Source organism: Pedobacter sp. Leaf170, assembly GCF_920984665.1.
Lineage (GTDB): Bacteria > Bacteroidota > Bacteroidia > Sphingobacteriales > Sphingobacteriaceae > Pedobacter.
The window spans coordinates 338,589-355,202 of the sequence record NZ_CAKLBP010000005.1; the positions used below are offsets into that span (position 1 = coordinate 338,589).

General features: G+C 43.8%; 10 protein-coding genes and 2 pseudogenes. All 12 read left to right on the plus strand.

Features of this window, described 5'->3' with window-relative positions; all coding sequences use genetic code 11:
• Positions 1 to 9 precede the first annotated feature (9 nt).
• The 12 genes and pseudogenes from LUA90_RS14040 (at position 10) to LUA90_RS14095 (ending at position 16,613) form a co-directional block, all read left to right on the plus strand.
• Complete coding sequence (locus LUA90_RS14040) at positions 10 to 2,793, plus strand: multicopper oxidase domain-containing protein (RefSeq protein ID WP_231491312.1); 2,784 nt, start codon at positions 10 to 12, stop codon at positions 2,791 to 2,793.
• Between the two features lie 12 nt (positions 2,794 to 2,805).
• A complete protein-coding gene (locus tag LUA90_RS14045; protein ID WP_231491313.1) occupies positions 2,806 to 5,343 on the plus strand; it encodes a heavy metal translocating P-type ATPase in 2,538 nt (845 codons plus the stop codon).
• A gap of 195 nt (positions 5,344 to 5,538) precedes the next feature.
• Positions 5,539 to 5,868, plus strand: coding sequence for a helix-turn-helix transcriptional regulator (locus LUA90_RS14050; protein WP_231491314.1), 330 nt, complete (start codon positions 5,539 to 5,541; stop codon positions 5,866 to 5,868).
• A 38-nt stretch (positions 5,869 to 5,906) separates the two neighbouring features.
• Entirely contained in the window at positions 5,907 to 6,476 is a 570-nt protein-coding gene (locus tag LUA90_RS14055; protein ID WP_039474418.1) for a DUF6428 family protein, read from the plus strand.
• A gap of 7 nt (positions 6,477 to 6,483) precedes the next feature.
• Complete coding sequence (locus tag LUA90_RS14060; RefSeq protein ID WP_231491315.1) at positions 6,484 to 6,975, plus strand: GNAT family N-acetyltransferase; 492 nt, start codon at positions 6,484 to 6,486, stop codon at positions 6,973 to 6,975.
• Positions 6,976 to 6,979: 4 nt separating this feature from the next.
• Positions 6,980 to 7,399, plus strand: coding sequence for an arsenate reductase ArsC (locus tag LUA90_RS14065; protein ID WP_039474411.1), 420 nt, complete (start codon positions 6,980 to 6,982; stop codon positions 7,397 to 7,399).
• Between the two features lie 3 nt (positions 7,400 to 7,402).
• The gene (gene arsB / locus LUA90_RS14070) at positions 7,403 to 8,482 is read left to right on the plus strand and encodes an ACR3 family arsenite efflux transporter (protein WP_131538571.1); all 1,080 of its coding nucleotides are present in this window, start codon (positions 7,403 to 7,405) and stop codon (positions 8,480 to 8,482) included.
• Between the two features lie 27 nt (positions 8,483 to 8,509).
• Positions 8,510 to 9,247, plus strand: a complete 738-nt coding sequence (locus LUA90_RS14075) for a metallophosphoesterase (RefSeq protein WP_039474405.1) — start codon at positions 8,510 to 8,512, stop codon at positions 9,245 to 9,247.
• A 91-nt stretch (positions 9,248 to 9,338) separates the two neighbouring features.
• A pseudogene (locus LUA90_RS14080) lies at positions 9,339 to 10,085 on the plus strand (TonB-dependent receptor domain-containing protein); the annotation flags it as partial.
• A gap of 193 nt (positions 10,086 to 10,278) precedes the next feature.
• A pseudogene (locus LUA90_RS14085) lies at positions 10,279 to 11,015 on the plus strand (DJ-1/PfpI family protein).
• Positions 11,016 to 11,805: 790 nt separating this feature from the next.
• A complete protein-coding gene (locus LUA90_RS14090) occupies positions 11,806 to 12,126 on the plus strand; it encodes a DUF6660 family protein (protein ID WP_131538569.1) in 321 nt (106 codons plus the stop codon).
• Positions 12,127 to 12,230: 104 nt separating this feature from the next.
• Complete coding sequence (locus tag LUA90_RS14095; RefSeq protein WP_039474400.1) at positions 12,231 to 16,613, plus strand: CusA/CzcA family heavy metal efflux RND transporter; 4,383 nt, start codon at positions 12,231 to 12,233, stop codon at positions 16,611 to 16,613.
• Position 16,614: the final 1 nt, after the last annotated feature.

The following is a 16,614-nucleotide window of genomic DNA, read 5'->3' on the forward strand; positions in this document are numbered from 1 at the left end:
AACAAAGAAATGAAAAATATATTAACAGTCTTTTTATTGATACTCTATTCTGTGGTTTCCGCCCAGGATATGAAGGGAATGAAAACGGACAAGAACGGCAGTGCTGGTCAGTCCAGGGTGATCTATACCTGTGTGATGCACCCGGAAATACAATCGGAAAAACCCGGGAACTGTCCAAAGTGCGGAATGAAGCTTATCCTGCAGAAAGGTAAAGCGGATAAGGCAAAGACAGCTGATCTACTCAATAAGAAACAGGAAGCAAAAAAGGGGGCTATGGAAGTCATGAAAATGCCGGCAGAAAAATTGGAAAGTAAGCCGAAACCAGAATCAGTAACCTATACCTGCCCAATGCACCCCGAGATCCATGATTCCAAACCTGGCAACTGTCCCAAATGTGGGATGAAGCTTGTTAAGGAAAAGCCCAAGGCTAACCCTGAGAAGAATGGGGAAATAAAGGAAAGTTCCAAAAAGAGTGAGGATGTGGGTGATATGGCGGGCATGGCAATGGATGATAACGGTTCTGACATGGAAAATATCAAAACTGCAAAGGCTAATTTGGGCCCGATTAGAACCGTTTCGAATAAATTTCCGCCACGCACCGTGCGTTATGATCTTTACATAGCCGATACAACGGTAACTTATGGAAAAAAATCAAAGCGGGCAATTGCGGTAAACGGACAGATTCCTATGCCGACACTGACCTTTACGCAAGGCGATACCGCACTGATCTACGTGCATAATAATCTTGACGAGGAAACCGCACTGCACTGGCACGGACTTTTTCTTCCGAACAAGATGGACGGTGTTCCTTTTCTGACCCAAATGCCGATCAAACCGCACGCTACTTACATCTATAAGTTCCCCATCGTCCAGCATGGAACGCACTGGTACCACAGCCATAGCGGCCTTCAGGAACAGATAGGTATGTATGGGGCATTTATAATGAACAAACGTACGGAGTGGGATATTCCAACCCTTCCAGTAGTCATTAGCGAATGGACAGATATGAAGCCCGAGGAGGTTCATAGAAGCCTGAAAAATGCCAACGACTGGTTTGCAATCAAAAAAGGGACTACCCAGAGTTATGCAGAAGCGATCAGGACCGGACATTTTAAAACAAAGGTAGCCAATGAATGGAAGCGCATGAATGCCATGGATGTGAGCGATGTGTATTATGAAGCCTTTCTCATCAATGGGAAAAATCAGAACGAACAGCCGCAGTTCAAGGCTGGGGACAAGGTAAGGCTGCGTATTGCAAATGGGGGTGCCTCAGATTATTTCTGGCTTAAATATGCAGGGGGCAAGATTACCGTTGTGGCGACTGATGGAAATGATGTGGAGCCTGTAGAGGTCGACAGGCTGATTATAGCGGTTTCCGAAACCTATGATGTAGTGGTCACGATTCCGGAAAATAAGAGCTATGAATTTTTGGTCACTCCTGAAGACCGTACGGGATCAGCATCGCTATGGCTGGGCAAGGGAGAAAAGGTGCATGCAGAGAAAATGCCCAAACTGAAATATTTTGCCGGAATGAAGATGATGAACGATATGATGGATATGAGCGGCAATATGGTACAGATGGAAGGCATGAAGATGCAGAACCAGCTTATGGATATGAATACGGTGATGTACCCGGAGGTAACCGGCGAAGAAAATCCGAAAACAGAGAAAAAAATGAAAGGGATGCCGGGTATGCAGATGTCTGTTGACAAGACCATGGCAGGGATGAATATGGAGGCAGAAACCGCCGATATCGTTACTCTGAACTATAATATGCTTCGAGATCCAAAGAAAACAACCCTGCCAAAAGGCCCATGGAAGGAACTCAAGTTTGACCTTACGGGAAATATGAACCGTTACGTCTGGACGCTGGATAACAAAACTGTTTCTGAAAGCGATAAGATACTGATAAAAAAGGGCGAAAATGTTAGGATAATCCTTTACAACAACAGTATGATGCGCCATCCTATGCACCTTCACGGCCATGACTTCAGGGTAATTAACCGGCAGGGAGAATATGCCCCAATGAAGAACATTATCGACATCATGCCCATGGAGCGGGATACCCTTGAATTTGCAGCAACAGAGCCAGGAGGCGACTGGTTCTTCCACTGCCATATTCTCTACCATATGATGAGCGGTATGGGAAGGGTATTCAGTTATGAGAATTCTCCGCCTAATCCCGAAATTCCGGACCCCAAGCTGGCACAGCGAAAACTTTTCAGTGATGACAGGGCATTTCATCCAATGGCACGGGTTGGGATTGAAACAAACGGAAGTGATGGTGAGTTTATGCTCGCCAATACCCGTTACCGCTTTACCACTGAATGGCGGATTGGGTTTGACAAGGAAATGGGCTATGAAAGTGAAAGTCATTTTGGAAGATATATCGGGCGAAACCAATGGCTATTGCCCTATGTCGGATGGGATTTTAGAAAAAGAACGGTTGATCCCTTGGACAAGAATGTTTTCGGGCAATCACTTTCGCCGGGAAACAATCTTTTCGGGCAGGGAAATACCAAAAATTTCAGGCAGGTATTTCATTTGGGAGTTCAATATACCCTACCGCTGTTGATCGTTGCAGATGCTTCCCTCGATCACAAGGGGAATGTCAGGTTTCAGCTGATGAGGGAAGATATCCCTGTTTCCAAAAGACTGCGCTTCCAGTTTATGGTCAATACCGATAAGGAATATATGGCCGGATTCAGGTACATCGTTACGAAGTACTTTGGGCTTTCAACACATTACGACAGTGATATGGGCTATGGCGCCGGATTGACATTAAGCTACTAACAAATCAAAAACATGGAACACACCTATAAAATAACCGGAATGAGCTGTCAGGGCTGTCGGAGCAAAGTTGAAAATGTGCTGAATGCGATTGATGGCGTTTCTGCACAGGTAACCCTTGAACCTGCTGAAGCCGTCATAACTATGCAAGAACATATCCCCATAGAAAAGCTGCAGGAGGCTCTTTCTGCCGCCGGACATTATGGTATTGAAATGGCAGTTCAGGGAAAACATGTTCTAAATTCGTCAGAACATCATAATCAGGATCATTCAGCCAATGAGCAAAGTCCCGCGGCTCAAAATGATGATAAAAATGAAGAGGGAGGCCTGTTTTATTGTCCTATGCACTGTGAAAGTCAGAAGACTTATGATAAGCCAGGTCACTGCCCTGTATGCGGGATGGACCTGGTAAAACAGCCTGCCAAGAAACAGGCATCTCAATTTACCTGCCCCATGCATCCCGAGATTATCAGGGACAAATCAGGATCATGTCCGCTCTGCGGAATGGACCTGGTGCCTACTGGGACAAACCTTGAAGAAGAAGATAAAACTTATGAAACCCTGCTCAAAAAGTTCAAGATAGCAGCAGGTTTTACCATACCCATTTTTGTTATAGCCATGACTGAAATGATTCCAAATAATCCATTGTTTGATCTATTGGAACTTAAATACTGGAATTGGGTTCAGTTTTTTCTTTCTATTCCGGTGGTCTTTTATGCAACCTGGATGTTCTTTCAGCGGGCATGGCAATCTATAATAACCTGGAAACTGAACATGTTTACACTGATTGGGATTGGTGCCGGGGTTGCCTGGGGCTTCAGTATTGTTGCCCTTCTATTCCCCGGAGTTTTTCCTGATCAGTTTAAAACACATCATGGCACCGTTTTCGTTTATTTTGAGGCGGCAACCGTGATTCTTACGCTGGTACTGCTCGGTCAGCTTTTGGAAGCCCGGGCGCATGGCAAAACCAACAGCGCCATTAAGGAGCTGTTGAAGCTGGCCCCTAATTCAGCAACAAAAGTGGTTGGGGACAAGGAAATATCAGTATCTATTGATGATATTCAGAAAGGAGATCTGCTGAGGGTCAAGCCTGGTGACAAAATTGCGGTGGATGGTAGTATTAAGACCGGGGAAGCTATAATTGATGAATCAATGATCACAGGAGAACCCGTTCCTGTTGAGAAAAAAATAGGCGACAAGGTAAGTTCAGGCACCATCAACGGCAATAAGACTTTTGTGATGCTTGCCGAAAAAGTGGGCTCAGAAACACTGCTGTCACAGATCATCGAAATGGTCAATTCCGCCAGCCGCTCAAAAGCGCCCATCCAAAAGATGGCGGATAAAATCTCAGGTTATTTCGTGCCTGTTGTGGTATTGATTTCCATCGCAACGTTCGTGGTGTGGGCAGTATACGGCCCCGATCCAGCCTACGTTTATGCTTTTGTAAATGCAATCGCGGTATTGATTATTGCATGTCCATGTGCGCTGGGCCTGGCTACCCCAATGTCCGTAATGGTGGGAGTAGGGAAGGGCGCCCAGTCTGGGATACTGATCAAAAATGCGGAATCCCTTGAGAAAATGAATGCGATTGATGTAGCGGTCATCGACAAGACGGGTACGGTTACAGAAGGTAAACCTTCGGTAGAAAAGGTGGTCAGTGTAAATCCAGATTTTTCTCAGAAGAATATACTCGAAAAAATTGTGGCTTTGAACAGCAGCAGCGAACATCCATTGGCTCAGGCAACTTTGCGTTATGGGGAGGAAAACGAAATATCCGTTAAGGCTATATCTGACTTTGAGGCCGTTACCGGGAAGGGAGTAACAGGCAGTCTGAATGGGGAAAGACTGGCTTTGGGGAACCAAAAACTGATGGAGCATGTTAAAGCGGTGATTGATCCAAGTCTGGCCGAGCAGGTTAGTGCCGCTCAAAGGCAGGGTAAAACAGTTTCTTATTTGGCGGTTGAAAATCAGGCAGTGGGGTTTGTCGTGATTTCGGATAAGATCAAGCCTTCCAGCGCAGCTGCGATTCTAAAGCTCCAGCAGGAAGGCATCAAGGTGATTATGTTTACCGGAGACAATGAGGATACAGCGAGGGTAGTAAGCTCAACTTTAAATCTGGATGGTTTCAAAGCTCAGATGTTACCGGAAGATAAGCTGAATGAAATAAAAAAACTACAGGCCCAAGGCAAAAAGGTAGCCATGGCAGGTGACGGCATCAATGATGCCCCTGCACTTTCCCAGGCTGATATCGGGATTGCGATGGGCACGGGAACGGATGTAGCGATCCAGAGCGCCGCGATTACATTGGTGAAGGGAGATTTAAACGGGATCGCAAAAGCAAGGTTGTTAAGCCATAACGTTATGGCAAATATCAAAGGAAACCTGTTTTTTGCCCTGGGATACAATATATTGGGCATTCCGATAGCGGCAGGTATTTTATATCCGTTTTTTGGAATTTTACTTTCTCCAATGATCGCTGCACTCGCGATGAGCTTTAGCTCGGTTTCAGTTATATTAAATTCCCTGAGATTGAGAAATGCCAAAATCGACTGATATTTTTTAATTAAGAAATAAGGTAGATGCTGTTACCGATGGACGTTATTGAAGTACCTAATAGATCGCAGGCTTTGGTTTTTTCAAGCGGATGAAAACGTAAAATGCAGCTTTTTGATTTTCTAGTCAGCACAAATAAAAATCAAATTAATTTTGGGTTATTGATTTTATATCGTAATATTGCGATATAAAATTATGGGACTTACAAGATCAGAAATATTCACCGACGAGCAGAACCAGCTTTCCACACTGCTGAAAGCAATTGCGCATCCTGCCCGCATCGCCGTCCTGCAAAGGATCCTTATATCCAATACCTGTATCTGCGGGGATCTGGTAGAGGAATTGGGCTTAGCACAGGCAACCATTTCGCAACACCTTAAAGAACTTAAAACAGCCGGGATCATTCAGGGAACGATCGAAGGCGTGAGTGTCTGCTATTGTATCAACCCTAAAACCTGGAAATTATTGGAAGAACAGTTGGGTACATTCTTTGGCTCGTACAAAGGCGAAACCAGCTGCTGCTAACCTTTTTTTATTTATATCAATCGTTAAATTGCAATATTATGAACAATGCAGAATTGACTAACTGGCAAACATTCAAAGCCACATTAGAACAACATCCAGAACTGATCCTTCAATTCCAGTATGCGGAAGGTAAGTGGGTAGACGCTTCATACCATATTACCGAAATCAAACAGGCACCGATCGTATCTGTGGATTGCGGAGGAAAAATGAATACCTGGACAGAAATTATCGTACAGCTTTGGGAGCCATCCGTACAGGAAAGCGAAAGGGCCATGCAGGTTAGCAAAGCGTTGTCGATTGTAAGTCTGGTAGAAAAATCTTTACCACTTAACCCCCTGGGAACCGTTAAGATAGAGTTTGGAAACTCACAGTTTGATACCAGACAGATGTATCCCGGCGAATTTTTGATCGATGGCGATAACCTGATCGTTAACCTGATCCCTGATTTTACGCAGTGCAAAGCAATCGGACGTGGGGGAAGTTGTGGAACAACAGAAACAGGGGAAGAATGCTGTGCACCAGCGGTGAAAGAAGAAAAACCAAAATTACAGATGGTAAACCTTGCTGGGGCGGGACAGACCTGTGAACCCGGTTCGGGCTGCTGCTAATCAGCGTATGGAAATTATAGAATTACTCCCCTTGCACTGGGAAGAGGTTAGAATTATTTATCTACAATGTATCGCCACTAAGCAGGCTACCTTTCAGACCGATGCCCCGGCATGGGAAGAATGGGACAAAGGCCACCTGGCTGGTCTCCGCTATGTTGCTATCATTGATGGTAACGTGGCAGGCTGGGCAGCTTTAACCCCTGTTTCAGGCAGATGTGTCTATGCAGGGGTAACAGAAGTGAGCGTTTATATACATGAAGGCTATCGAGGTAAAGGGATAGGTGGGGCGCTATTGCAAAAGCTGGTTACCGAAAGTGAGGCCAGTAACATCTGGACGCTGCAATCAGGCATCTTTCCTGAAAATACGGGTAGTATCGCCCTGCACGAAAAGCTTGGTTTTAGAGAAATCGGTTATCGCGAAAAGATCGGCAAGATGGACGGGGTATGGCGGGATACAGTGCTGATGGAACGAAGAAGTAAAATAATAGGACAAGAATAAAAACATGAAAAAAATATTAGTACTCTGCACAGGAAACAGCTGTAGAAGCCAGTTGGCAGAAGGTTATTTAAGGCATTTTGCCGGAGATCAGGTGGAAATATACAGCGCAGGGATTGAAACACATGGCGTAAATCCAAAAGCTATCGCAGTCATGGCAGAAGATCATATCGATATTTCGGGACATACCTCGAACCATGTAGATGAATATGGCGGAATTGATTTTGATGCAGTAATCACTGTTTGCGATAATGCCAATGAAGCCTGTCCTTTCTTTCCGGGAAAAGTAGACCGTTTCCACAAGAATTTCCCTGACCCTGCAAAGGCTACAGGAACGCCAGAGGAAATGATGGACGAATTCAGAAGGGTACGTGAGCTGATCAAAGCCTATTCAGCAGATTTTGTAAACCAGTATATAAACAGATAAACCATGAGTGCAAACAATTGTGCCCCCGTTGAAGAACGAAAAAAACTGGGATTCCTTGACCGTTACCTGACCCTATGGATCTTTATCGCGATGGCGATAGGGGTTGGCATCGGCTATTTTATCCCATCATCTTCCGGTTTTATCAATTCCTTTTCCAGCGGTACAACCAACATCCCACTGGCCATCGGCCTGATCCTGATGATGTACCCGCCACTTGCCAAGGTAAAATATGAAAATATGGGCGAAGTGTTTAAGGATACCAAAGTGTTGAGCGTTTCCCTGGTGCTGAACTGGGTGGTCGGTCCGCTGTTGATGTTCTTTCTGGCCATTACTTTTTTAAGGGACTATCCTGAATATATGGTTGGCCTGATCCTGATCGGGCTAGCACGTTGTATCGCCATGGTGGTGGTATGGAACGAGCTGGCAGAAGGTAACCGCGAATATGCCGCTGGCCTGATCGCATTGAACAGCATCTTCCAGGTATTGTTATACAGCGTGTTTGCCTATATATTCATTACCGTATTGCCACCTTTCTTTGGCCTGAAAAGCCTTGAGGTAAATATAACCATTGGTGAGATCGCAAAAAGCGTGGGCATTTATTTAGGATTGCCATTTGCAATGGGTGTTATCAGCAGATATGCACTGATCAAACTCAAAGGTGAAGACTGGTTCCAGAACAGGTTTATCCCATTTATATCTCCTATAACCCTGATCGCTTTGCTGTTTACCATTGTCATTATGTTCAGCCTGAAAGGTAACCTGATCGTACAGATACCAATGGACGTGGTTCGTATTGCCATACCGCTGGTGATCTATTTCTCTATCATGTTCATCGTCAGCTTTTTTGCAGGCAGGTATTTCGGGGCAGATTATTCTAGAAGTACTTCCATTGCCTTTACTGCCACTGGTAACAATTTTGAACTGGCGATCGCCGTGGCCATTGGTGTGTTTGGAATCAATTCGGGACAGGCATTTGCCGGAGTAATCGGACCTTTGGTGGAAGTACCCGCATTGATTGCCTTGGTTAATCTGGCCTTCTGGTTCAGGAAAAAATATTATACCACAACAGAGGCTACTAACTAACAAACAATTCTAAACACCTTTTCAGATATGAGAATTGCATTATTTTCTGACGTCCATGCCAATTTCCCCGCTTTTGAAGCCATGCTGCAAGATATGGACAGCCAAAAGCCCGATGCCGTATATTGTCTGGGGGATCTTGTAGGCTACCATATCTATCCCAATGAAGTCATTGATGAAATCCGCAGAAGAGGGATTGCAACCTTAAAAGGCAACCATGACGAAAAAGTTGAAAATATCATTACCACTCCTGAAAGTTTAAATGAACCGGAAAAAAAATATGCTTATCACCTGATTCGTGAGGATAACAGGGAATATCTGACAACGCTTCCGGCACATATCAGGTTAGAATATAAACTGAACGGTGAAAAACTAAACCTTGTTTTTGCGCACGGCAGTACCAGGAGCATAGATGAATATATCCTGATAGACACAGATGCAGACTATGTTTTGGAAATGCTTAAAGAAGCTGAGGCAGATCTGCTTTTTGTCGGGCACTCCCATAAACCGTATCACCGAATCTTAGAGACACGAGATGGACGGCTTAAACATTTGATCAACCTGGGATCCGTCGGAAAGCCTAAAGACGGGGACCTAAAGGGATGTTACGTTATAGTTCACTTAAATGCAGGCAGTTCCACAACCGATAAAAATAGTATCGAAATTGAATTCAGACGTGTTGAGTACGATGTGGAAGCATCCGCCATAGCTATCATAAACAGCCCCCTCCCCGATGAGTTCGCTGATGCCTTGAGGCTTGCAAAATAGGCATAAGGGATATACCGAACCTTATTTTTGCAAAAATTAGAAGACATTGGCAAATTCTTGGTAAACGGATGTATTAAGCCTTACCCCAAAATTTGTTTTGAGCTATAAATTAGACCAGGACATGCTCTTATATGGAAGCTATGCACGAGGTTTCCGTGCCGGGGGATTGAATACAAATGCTACCGATCCGGCTCAGGTTCCTTATGCACCGGAGAATTCAGACAACTTTGAGATCGGTTGGAAGAATATGTTCTTTGATCACAAGCTAAAGCTTAACCTGACTGCATTTTATCTAGAACAGCACAATCAGCAGATTAGTACTGCAATGGATGGCATCAACGCACTCATCTTAAATGTGGGTGAGATGCGAAATAAGGGTCTGGAACTGGAACTTACTGCGTTGCCTGTTAAAGGCTTGCAGATCGACTGGAATGCAAGCTTTTCCCGCGCACGTTATTCCTCGCTGTTACTTTATAGTGCAGATCAAAATGCAGTGGTTAACTTCAAGGGAAACCAGCCAATTAATACTCCACCCCTTAGTTCTATGCTTGCTGCACAATATACCTACAATTTTGCCAGAAGTAAACCAGGGCTATCTGTTTTTGGCAGGGGAGAGTATCGATACTTGGGCAGGTTTTATTTTGATTTTATTAACGGCCTGAGCCAGCCAGGATACACTCTTTTTAACTTCAAGACAGGTATTACGACTAGGAGATTTGAGCTTAGTGGCTGGATGAGAAACGCATCCAACGCGAAGTATGTAGCCTACGGCTCATTCAGATCCTTCATGCTTGGAAGCCCTAAAACTTATGGAACAACATTTACCGCAAAATTTTAATTCTATCCAAATGAAGAAAGTAATTTTAGCTGCATTGCTGACAATTATTATGGCAGCTTGCACAGATAAAAAAAAGGAAACAAAACAAGACGGTAAAGGTGCAGAAAAGCAAAGGATTGATTTTCCTGCACCTAAGTCAAAGATAAAAACTGTGGGTATTCTGCTGTATGATAATTACGCGTTGCTGGATGCAATGGGTCCATATAATATATTTAGTGAACTGATGGGAGCAAAGGTGTTCTTCGTCGGCCGTCATAAGGGAATGATCTATACTTCCGGTATGAGCGTGCAATGCGATAGTTCCATTAATGAGGTCAAGCAACTTGATATTCTGGTCATCCCGGGGGGCTTAACAGATCCTATTCATTGACAAAGGATACTACCTTGCTGACTTGGATCAGGAACATCGACAAACGCTCGAAATACACAACCAGCGTATGTACCGGTGCATGGTTACTTGCCGCAACAGGACTATTAAAGAACCAACAGGCTACAACACACTGGTACGGGAAATCATTGTTAAAAGATGAGTTCGGGATTAGTTCTCAAAATAAGCGTTACGTAAAAAGTGGTAAGTACTGGACCAGCGCAGGTGTTTCTGCCGGAATCGACATGAGCCTTGCAGTGATAAAGGATATCATGGGCGAAAAATATACGCAGATGGTTATGCTAGATCTGGAATATGATCCCCAGCCACCAGTTAAAGGTGGAAGAACGGATAATACTGACCCCTTCGTTGTAAAGGACATGAAGGAAATGTACGATGGGGGAATGGAAGCTGTACTGCATCCTCAATCAATGAAAACTGGCTATGCTATTGATAATAAGGCCGACCCAGTTTGTCAGATGGCCGTGGCTTCTAGTGTTAGAGATACAGTCCATTATAAGGGTAATATCTACGGCTTTTGCTCGGGCAGCTTCCAGGTTTAAGCAACATCCAGCAGCTTACAACCAGTAATAAATTTAGCTTTTGACCTGCAAATTGTAATCACGCTCTATATCTATTAGGTCTTAAGGCATAAATTAACAAAAAACAATTATAGATTTTCACCTCTCGACTTAGAGAGGTGGAAAATTGCTTTATTCGTTTTCCGTCTTAAATCCTAAAATAAGTGAAATAAAAAGTACATTATTCACTTGCCTTTTCAAGCCAATCCGCAGCCCATCAATGCAAATGATAGACCAGCTTAAATGTGAGCGGAACCTCGCAATGAAAATACTGATGCGCATAAATTATTTAATTTTTTTTGCACAGATCGCATAATACACCTATAGGTAAAGGGGCTGGATATTTGATGTTTTATCGGGTCCTATTGCAAAAGTTAATCGTGTAGCTTAAAAAGCGACCTTCGTTACTAACGCAATCTGATATTTTATATTTAACGCTATATTTATTAACTTTTATTGTCCGAAAATTTTTTTTACTTCTTTCCATCTCAAAAAACTCACAAGTTGGTTATTTTCACTATTATCTTCAATAAACTGATAGTTATCAGTTTTTCTTCAGTTCAATTTTTTGAGAAAATGTTTTGATTTAGGTGGTTGATAAAGAGATAAAGCGTGTTATTTGCCTCCATAGATAGCCCGCAGTAATTAAATTATTAAATATTTAAATTCCTTTTGGGTGCATCCCGACACAGCACATTAATTTTCTATCTCGTTTTTTAACATAAAATTTGTATTTGCAAATAAATGCATATATTTGCTTAAATTTTTCAGAATGAAAAAATATATTCTGTTTTTATCCTTCATTATCGTATCTATGAGCTGCATGCCTTGCAGTGACATATTTGCTATGGGTAAAATGTCGAATATTCCTTCTACTGAAAAGAGTGTATCCACACATTCTAAAAGTGATCAAACCAGCGATTTATGCTCTCCATTCTGTGTTTGTTCTTGTTGTAATACAACATCTGAAGTTTTACTTATCAATAGTCTTGTCATCATTTCTACATCTGTGAGCACTGAATTTGATGAGGCTTACAAGGGAGAGGTTATCTCATTGCCTTTATCTGTTTGGCAACCGCCAAAATTAAGTTAAAAATCGATTTTCATTTCGATGCTGATTTTTGCCTGCATAATTGTTTGCTGGGCAATCTCTTGCGTTGATCTGTTTTTTTTATTTTTTACTTAATTAAACAAATAATGCTGAAAAAAATTATTCAGTTTTCCATAGCGAACAAGCTAGTTGTAGCACTGTTTACATTGGGCCTGATCGCATGGGGAATTTATTCCCTAAGACAACTTCCTATTGATGCTGTACCCGATATTACCAATAATCAGGTTCAGGTCATTACCCTTAGCCCATCACTAGCTACCCAGGAGGTAGAAAGACTCATTTCCTATCCGGTAGAACAGACCATGTCCACCATACCTGAGATCGAACAGGTACGTTCCATTTCTAGATTCGGACTCTCTGTAGTTACCATCGTTTTCCATGATGATGTTGACATTTATTGGGCCCGTCAGCAAGTAAACGAAAAGTTAGCTGAAGCCAAAAATAATATTCCCTCAGGACTTGGCAATCCTGAAATCTCACCGATATCAACAGGACTCGGGGAGATTTACCAATATGTAATCCATGCCAAGCCTGGTTTCGAAAAGAAATTCAATGCCCGTGAACTCCGAAGCATACAGGACTGGATTGTAAGGAGACAGCTTCTGGGAACTCCGGGCATTGCCGAGGTCAACAGTTTCGGAGGCCTTCTAAAACAGTATGAAATTGCCCTAGATCCCGATAAACTAAGAAGTTTAAACCTGAGCATCAGTGATGTTTTTGCTGCGCTTGAACAAAATAACCAGAATACCGGGGGGGCTTATATAGACAAAAAACCTAATGCTTATTTTATCAGGAGTGAGGGCTTGGTCGGTAATCTCGATGACATTAACAAGATCGTTGTCAAAAACAATGCAAATGGTATACCCGTGCTCATACATGATATTGCCACCGTGCAGATCGGAAGTTCTATCCGCTATGGCGCTCTGACCCGGGCGACTAAACAAGGTGAAGGAGAAGCTGTCGGAGGCATTGTGATGATGCTGAAAGGTGCAAATGCAAACAATGTTGTTAAACAGGTAAAGGAAAAAATTGCTCGTATCGGCAAAACCCTCCCTCAGGGCGTAACCATTGAACCTTTCTTGGACAGAAGTGCACTTGTTGACCGGGCCATGGGCACGGTTGCCAAAAACCTGATCGAAGGAGCGTTAATTGTAATTTTCGTTCTGGTCTTGTTCCTTGGGAATTTCAGAGCCGGACTGGTGGTTGCATCGGTCATCCCGCTTGCCATGCTATTTGCGATTTCTATGATGAACCTTTTTGGGGTCTCGGGTAATCTGATGAGCCTTGGTGCGATTGATTTCGGACTCATTGTGGATGGCGCGGTAATTATCGTGGAAGCTACCATGCACATACTTTCGGAAAACAAATTGGGCAGGGCATATACCCAAACCGAGATGAATGAGCAGGTTGAAAAATCTGCCGTAAGGATGATGAGCGCTGCTGCATTTGGACAGATCATTATTCTGATCGTTTATCTTCCTATTCTTGCCCTGGTAGGTATTGAAGGTAAGATGTTCGGACCGATGGCACAAACGGTATCATTCGCCATCATGGGTGCCTTTATATTATCACTTACCTATGTGCCGATGGTGTCTTCTATTTTCTTGAGTAAGAAGGGCGCACATAAAAGGAATTTTTCAGACCGTATGATGGATTTTTTCCAGCGTAAGTATTCTCCGATGATCAAGGGTGCGCTGAACAGACGTTTTCTAGTCGTTGCATTCTCTGTTGTGCTGTTGGCCATCAGTGTTTTCATATTTACGAAAATGGGAGGAGAGTTTATTCCCACTTTAGAAGAAGGCGATTTCGCGGTAGAGACCCGGTTATTGACCGGTAGTTCGCTATCACAGACCATTGACAAAGTAAATCAGGCGTCCAAGATCCTGGTTGAAAAATTTCCTGAGGTTAAAGAAGTGATCGGAAAGGTTGGTGCAGCAGAAATTCCCACAGATCCCATGCCCATGGAAGCCTGCGATCTGACGATTGTATTAAAGGATAAAAAAGATTGGACAACAACCCACGATAGGGAGGAACTGGCAGAGATGATGAGCAAGGCACTTGAAGAAGTTCCCGGCGTTAGCTTTGGTTTCTCTCAGCCGATCCAGCTCCGATCAAATGAACTGATCTCCGGGGTAAGACAGGATATCGGGATAAAGGTCTTTGGCGATGACCTTGAAGCACTAACCAGCATTTCCCAAAAGATAGGTAAGATCGTTTCAGGTGTGGAAGGAGCAAAGGATCTGTACCTTGAACAGGCAACCGGTCTTCCGCAGATCGTCGTAAAAATCAACCGTGATCGCATCGCCCAATATGGGCTGAGTGTAGGCACGGTCAACCAAGCTCTTAACACGGCATTCGCAGGTCAGTCCGCCGGGCTAGTCTATGAAGGTGAACAGCGTTATGATATCGTTGTGCGTCTTTCCCAGCAAAATCGTCAAGGGATAGATGATGTTAAAAACGTATACGTAACCGCACCGAATGGCAACCAGGTACCACTGGATCAGCTGGCACAAATCGAATTCAAGATCGGTCCAAACCAGATTCAGCGGGAAGATACCAAGCGAAGGATTATCGTAGGCCTTAACGTCCGCGGTCGGGATATCCAGAGTGTGGTTACGGAGATTGAATCCAAGATCAATCAGCAGATCAAGCTTCCGGCAGGATACTATATCACTTATGGCGGCCAGTTTGAAAACCTGAAGGAAGCAACCTCAAGACTCTCTGTCGCAGTACCTGTAGCGCTTTTACTGATCCTACTGTTGCTATATTTCTCTTTCGGGTCTGTGAAACAATCCATACTCATCTTCTCGGCTATTCCCATGGCGGCAATTGGTGGTATACTTGGCCTTCTTTTAAGGGGAATGCCTTTTAGTATCTCAGCAGGCGTAGGTTTCATTGCGCTCTTTGGGGTGGCGGTACTAAACGGAATTGTTCTGATTACGGAATTCAACAGGCTCAAGAAAATGAATAAATACAGTATCCGCGATATTGTACTCGAGGGAACTTCCATACGTTTGCGACCAGTGTTGATGACTGCAACAGTTGCCTCTCTTGGATTTCTTCCCATGGCGATATCAAGCGCAGCAGGTGCGGAGGTGCAAAAGCCGCTGGCTACCGTCGTGATCGGTGGATTGATTACCTCAACAATATTAACCCTAATCGTACTTCCCGTGCTTTATACTTATTTTGAAGGTTGGAAAAGCAAGAAAACTGCCCTTCCAACAACTGTAGTTGCCATTGCAATGTTCATCGGACTGCTTTCAATGTCTCCTCAGACGCAAGCGCAGACCATTCCCAATCAGGGCATGAGCCTCGAACAGGCTCTGAACACCGCTTTGAACAATAATCAGGCTGTCAAGTCCTCTACCCTGCAGATTGGCCGTCAACAGGCACTCCGCGGATCTTCAACGGATCTGGGGAAAACGACTGTCGAACTACAGTACGGACAGATCAATACCATTAAACGTGACAATAACTTCTCAGCATCCCAGAACATTCCCTACCCTGGGCTATTTAAAAGCCAGCGTAATCTGTATGATGCGCAAATCAGGGGAGCGGAGATCAGCCTGCAGGTGACCCAGAGGGAACTGTCCTACCAGGTAAAAACTGTATACGCCCAGCTGGAGTATTTTATTGCCCTTCGAAAACTTTACAACAGTCAGGACAGTGTATATAGCAATTTCCTGAAAGCGGCCTCACTAAGGTTTCAGGCAGGGGAAACCAATCTGCTGGAAAAAACTACAGCTGAAACCCAATACAATGAGGTACGCAACCAGATGAGCAAAAACGAAGCTGATATTTTAGCTTACACAGCTGAACTTAAGCGTTTACTTAATACCCGGGAACAAATCAGCATTATGAATGCTGAATTTACTCAGGTATCCTGGAACATCAATCCAACCGATACCGTAACCGCTGAAAATCCAATTCTTGCACTTCAGGCCCAGCAGATTCAAATTGCCGATAAAGCCATCAGGCTGGAACGTTCACGTTCAGGTCCCGATTTCAGTGTTGGTTATTTCAATCAATCCATTATTGGTGCCCAGAACGTTGGCGGCCAGGACCTTTATTTCAATGGTGGCAAGCGTTTTCAGGGTGTTTCAGCTGGAATATCCATTCCACTTTTCTTTAAACCCTTTGCCTCCAGGATAAAGGCGGCAAAGATTGATAAACAAGTAGCAGAAAGTGATTTTGTCCTCTCCCAAACTGACCTGCGCGGGCGGTATGAGCAGGCTTTTCAGGACCTCCAAAAGAATTCCAGAAGTATAGCCTATTATAAGAATAGTGCCCTTCCAAATGCCAACTTGATTTTAAAACAATCTCAAATTGCCTTCCAGGCAGGGGAGATCGGTTATGTGGAATATCTTCAGGCCCTTAGAACTTACTCAGATATCCGTTTCAACTATCTGGAAGCCATCAACCAATACAATCAATCCGTATACACATTACAGTACCTAAAAGGTCAATAAC